The 3,598-nt window shown below is 52.4% G+C and carries 4 protein-coding genes and 1 riboswitch; of the genes, 1 reads left to right on the top strand and 3 read right to left on the bottom strand.

Translation table 11 applies throughout. The features are described 5' to 3' along the window. The coding region (locus ACPLUI_RS12550; RefSeq protein ID WP_424660596.1) for a hypothetical protein at nt 1-258 on the top strand (258 nt) is incomplete at its 5' end. Here the strand turns inward: ACPLUI_RS12550 and fliD are convergent. From fliD to ACPLUI_RS12565, 3 genes are all read right to left on the bottom strand, one after another. Next, nucleotides 255-1,550: a flagellar filament capping protein FliD gene (gene fliD, locus ACPLUI_RS12555; protein ID WP_424660597.1), complete on the bottom strand. Its 1,296-nt coding sequence runs from the start codon at nt 1,548-1,550 to the stop codon at nt 255-257. The two genes, ACPLUI_RS12550 and fliD, sit on opposite strands and share 4 nt — an antisense overlap. Before the next feature lie 145 nt (nt 1,551-1,695). After that, a riboswitch (cyclic di-GMP riboswitch) is annotated at nt 1,696-1,782 on the bottom strand. Nucleotides 1,783-2,051: 269 nt separating this feature from the next. Then, on the bottom strand, nt 2,052-3,287 hold the full coding sequence (gene fabF / locus ACPLUI_RS12560; RefSeq protein ID WP_424660598.1) for a beta-ketoacyl-ACP synthase II: 1,236 nt from the start codon (nt 3,285-3,287) through the stop codon (nt 2,052-2,054). Further along, the coding region (locus ACPLUI_RS12565; protein ID WP_424660599.1) for an acyl-CoA thioesterase at nt 3,272-3,598 on the bottom strand (327 nt) is incomplete at its 5' end. The genes ACPLUI_RS12565 and fabF, both read right to left, overlap by 16 nt.

The following is a 3,598-nucleotide window of genomic DNA, read 5'->3' on the forward strand; positions in this document are numbered from 1 at the left end:
CAGCGGGAAGCATGTGGTCGGAGAACCGCAGCCGATAGCGGTGGCAGCAAGCGCCGGGGTCGCCGCTGCAAAAACGGCGGGTACCGCAGTCGCTGCAGCTTTTATCGCTCCCCGCATACTTATTTCCCCTTCCGTTGTGGTTTCACGAAAGAAAAAGCCGGGCACACCGGAAGGTGTCCGGCCATTTCTGCTTCTGCCGTACCCAGGGCTTCCGCTATCGTCCGTACCAGTACCATCAGCGAAGAGCCCGGTTCCTAAACTATCTGATTAAAAAGAGAACCCGGTGGCAGCAATACAGACCACAAGCTTGCAGCATTTGATAGTCCCATCCAGTTATAAAGGGGGTAGTAACTCGCCGCACCAGCAGTGGTACTCACCAGAGAAAAAGGATTAATAAAGGTAGTTAACGGAGCAGTGAAAATTTGTTGAGCTTCAAAACCAGCTGTTACGGCCAAACCATTTACACCGCTAAAGGCGGCCTCGACCGCTCCAAGGTTACTTTGGAGAGCATTAGTAAGGGTAGACTGGTTAATAACCAAGGTACCGTCAGGATTCCGGGTAATGCCTATGGCGGCCAGGTTCGCGGCTTGATAGCTATAGGCTTGTTTCAAGCTGGACACGATCTGGGGACTTATATATTGGGAATTCTGAGCAGTAAAGGTAATCAAGTTGTTATAAGCTGCCACAAAATTATTGACAGCAGTACTTATAGCCTGGGTATCGGGAGCGACAGTAACGGTGGCGCTGGATACTGGAGCCAGGAGGTTCAGGGTGAGCTTCAGGTTGTCCAGGTAGACAGTGTTGCTTTGAGAGGTGTAAGGGATGCCGTTTACGGTGTAGCTCGCATTGGCTGCAGCAACCGAGACAGTATTAGCCCCTGTATAAGCCACGGCATTGCCAGTTATATCGGCTAAAGTGAAAGCATTACCGGTACCAGTGTTCGAAGCAGTTAAAACCAGGCGGCTGGTACCCGCTACAGTATCGGTAGCTACTTTAGCGGTAACTGGCGCGCCAGCAGCATTTAAGGCATTGGCCATACTGTTGAGCACTGTCAGGTTGGTATCCCCGCTGTTAACTGCAAAGGATATGGTATAAGTTTTGCCGCCTGCTTGAAGGCTAAAAGTATAAGTCCCCGCTGCAAGTCCAGCAGCTGCATTGCTCGCCAGGGCCGTGCCCAAATTCTGCTGGGCAGCGGCAAGCTGGCTTACAGTTACGGTGTAAGTGGCTAAAGTGGCACCTGGTTGGGCTTGGGCAGTAACAGCACCGGGAACAGATGAAGTAGCAACCCTTTTCAGGAACACATTATCCGTCGTACCGAGCTGTAAAGGCTGGGAAGCCTCCCAAAGCTGACGGGCGTAATTATTCAAGCTAACCAAACTATTAGTTACCAGAGAAGGTTGTTGCTGAACCCAGTTATTTTTTAACAGGATTTCCTCGACTGCATTGATGGGTAATACTGGCTGGTAAGAATAAGAAGATACTCCGGGGCTCAGAAGGTAATTTACCAGCAATTCAGAATACCAGTAATTACTATACACCGGGCTCACCATTAATTGTCAACGCCTCCTTCCCGAAGTAAGGCGAAGTACCAGCACCTGGCCTCAAAACCTGCCGGCAAATCCACCTGACCCCGCAGAAGCCGGACGGATTTCTACAAGTACAATTACCAGTGATAACTGACTTTTTCTCCAATGTCCCGGCAGCCGGCTGTCATAGCGGTACTCTGCCTTAGACCCTTTGGCTTTGCGCCCCCGCCTTTCGACGGGTTTGCCTTTCTCGGGTAGTATAATTATACCATTCTCAGCTTTTTATGGCAATTCTTAATTCTGGAAAAACCGATGGTCCGTGTCAGGATCCAGGAAGTATCTCCACAAAAATTTTTCCCGTTATGAGACCTCACCGCTCAAAAACATCAGCTTCAAGGCAGCGGCCTTCAGGTGCTCCGGTCACGTTCATTCATCAGGCGGGTATCGAGCTGTTCCAGTGCCCAGCTGAATACTTGGCTGCAGACCTCCTGACAAAGCTCATGGAACTCAGCCAACCACATGGGCTCATCTGAATTTGAATTCCCGCACCACCAGGCAAGCGTTCTGCCCTCCAAATCCGAAGGAATTGGACATGGCCACACTCACTCTTGCCCGGCGGGGTATGTTAGGCACATAATCCAGGTCACAATCCGGATCCGGTTCTTCGTAATTGATGGTAGGCGGTATGATTCCTTCTTCGATAGCTTTGATACAGGCTATTAACTCGGTTATGCCACCGGCTCCCATCAGGTGCCCCGTAGCTCCCTTCGTGGAGCTAATGGGAATCTGAAAAGCACGGGAACCAAAGACAGCCTTGATGGCCAGAGTTTCCACTCGGTCGCCCAGGGGTGTGGAGGTTCCGTGAGCGTTAATATAGTCAATGTCTGCGGGTGTCAAGCCCGCCCTTTCCAGAGCTTTACGCATGCACAGGATTTCTCCCCTCCCGCCGGGTTCGGGTGCCGTGGTATGGTAACCGTCACCAAAGTTGGCGTAACCGATTAATTCCGCCCTGATCCGTGCGCCCCGGCGCTCAGCGTGAGAAAGAGTTTCCAGAATCAACGCGCCAGCTCCCTCTCCCATCACCAATCCGTCCCGCCGGCGGTCAAAGGGACGGCTGGCCTTTTCCGGAGCGTCGTTGCGGGTAGAGATGGCCCTGGCAGCATGAAGACCGGCTATGACCAGGGGACAGATGATGGACTCTGCCCCTACGGCGACCATGACATCGGCCTCTCCGCGCTGCAAAAGCATGAGTGCGGTGCCCACGGCATCTGCCCCTGAAGAACAGGCGGTACTTACGGTCAGGCTTGGCCCCTTCAACCCGTGGAGAATGGCAATTTGCGCCGCAGCCACGTTGCCCAGTATCCGGGGCATGAAATGGGGGTTTATGCGGGTGGAACCGGTACGGCAGAGCCGCTCCTGCGATTCTGTAATGGTAGTGATGCCTCCCACGGCAGTACCCATGACCACTCCCATGCGTTCCGGATTTCCGGTAGGGCTGCCGTCCTGGAGGGCTTCTCCGGCTGCCACCAGGGCGTACTGCATAAACAGGTCCGTTTCTTTAATTAGCTTTTTGGGTAAAAAATCCTCCGCCCTGAAATCCCGAACTTCGGCTCCAATTTTAACCGGCAGGTGATCGGTATTGAACCTGGAAATGTACCCGACCCCGCATTTTCCCTGCAACAGGTTACGCCAGTAAGGTTCCACACCGATACCTATGGGTGTGACCGCACCCATCCCAGTAATTACTACCCGTTCTCGCACTCTTCTGCCTCCCGGTTCATAGCCAAGCTGAAATCTTGAATACCCCGCATCTCATGACCCCTTGGTTCGCCAAATAGAGCGTTTATCTTTTCCCACAGGACAGGGTGGCGTTTTTTAAAATCAAAAGGCTTTCCCCCCTCATCCACATAAGCGTGGATAGTAAAGCCCTCGGCGGCCAACACCCCGTCTTTTTTGAATATTTTATATTTAAATCCGATTCTCGTTCGGGTTAAAGTGACCAGGACGGTTTCCAAAATGATTATCTCCTCCGGCCGTAGCGACTTTTTATACCGGCAACCGGCCTCAAGAGC

Source organism: Desulfofundulus sp., assembly GCF_049701015.1.
In the GTDB taxonomy this organism is placed as follows: Bacteria; Bacillota; Desulfotomaculia; order Desulfotomaculales; family Desulfovirgulaceae; genus Desulfofundulus.

Coding starts and splice junctions, on each gene's coding strand:
- fliD (WP_424660597.1), bottom strand. CDS start 1,550: ATGGTGAGCCCGGTGTATAGTAATTACTGGTATTCTGAATTGCTGGTA.